The sequence below is a fragment of the Micromonospora okii genome (assembly GCF_020884795.1).
GTDB classification, from domain to species: domain Bacteria; phylum Actinomycetota; class Actinomycetes; order Mycobacteriales; family Micromonosporaceae; genus Micromonospora; species Micromonospora okii.
In genome coordinates, this window is sequence record NZ_BBZF01000006.1 from 1 (window position 1) to 1,147 (window position 1,147).

The following is a 1,147-nucleotide window of genomic DNA, read 5'->3' on the forward strand; positions in this document are numbered from 1 at the left end:
GCAGAATGGCCAGATCGATATCAATGGTCGCCGGTTCAAAAATGCCGGCCAGAATATCGTTACGCTGCCATTCGCCAAACTGCAGCTCACGTTTCGCCGGATAACGCCACGGAATAATGTCATCATGCACCACGATGGTCACTTCCACCGCACGCAGAATTTCGCTTTCACCCGGGCTCGCGCTGGTTTCCAGCAGATCGTTAATCAGCGCACGACGGGTGGTTTCATCCAGACGCACGGTCACGGTCACCAGCAGATCAATATCGCTATGCGGTTTCAGGCCGCCATCCACCGCGCTGCCATACAGATGCACGGCCAGCAGGGTCGGTTCCAGATGACGTTCAATCACGCCCACCACTTCAGACAGCTGGGTGCTCACTTCCGCAATCACCGCTTCACGCATAATGTTCAGTTTGGTTTTCGGACGGCTGCCCTGCTGGGTCACATCGTTGCTGCTCCACAGCATCAGGCAACGGCCCACCGCATAACGCGCCTGCTGTTTGCTCGCACGCGGCATGCTCTGCACGCCAAAAAAGCAATCATAGCACGCCATAAACACCGCCACCGCACCATTACCGCCGCTACGTTCGGTCAGGGTACGGCTCCAATTACGGCTACGCATACTCTTCCTTTTTCAATATTATTGAAGCATTTATCAGGGTTATTGTCTCATGAGCGGATACATATTTGAATGTATTTAGAAAAATAAACAAATAGGGGTTCCGCGCACATTTCCCCGAAAAGTGCCACCTAAATTGTAAGCGTTAATATTTTGTTAAAATTCGCGTTAAATTTTTGTTAAATCAGCTCATTTTTTAACCAATAGGCCGAAATCGGCAAAATCCCTTATAAATCAAAAGAATAGACCGAGATAGGGTTGAGTGGCCGCTACAGGGCGCTCCCATTCGCCATTCAGGCTGCGCAACTGTTGGGAAGGGCGTTTCGGTGCGGGCCTCTTCGCTATTACGCCAGCTGGCGAAAGGGGGATGTGCTGCAAGGCGATTAAGTTGGGTAACGCCAGGGTTTTCCCAGTCACGACGTTGTAAAACGACGGCCAGTGAGCGCGACGTAATACGACTCACTATAGGGCGAATTGAGTGAAGGCCGTCAAGGCCTAGGCGCGCCGGATCCCCCGGGCCATACTAGT

The 1,147-nt window shown here is 52.2% G+C and carries 1 protein-coding gene; it reads right to left on the minus strand.

Annotation, left to right across the window (positions count from 1 at the left end):
• A partial coding sequence (locus LPU43_RS00035) for an aminoglycoside adenylyltransferase family protein (protein WP_229397539.1) occupies window positions 1-622 on the minus strand: 622 nt, incomplete at its 3' end.
• Window positions 623-1,147 lie beyond the last annotated feature (525 nt).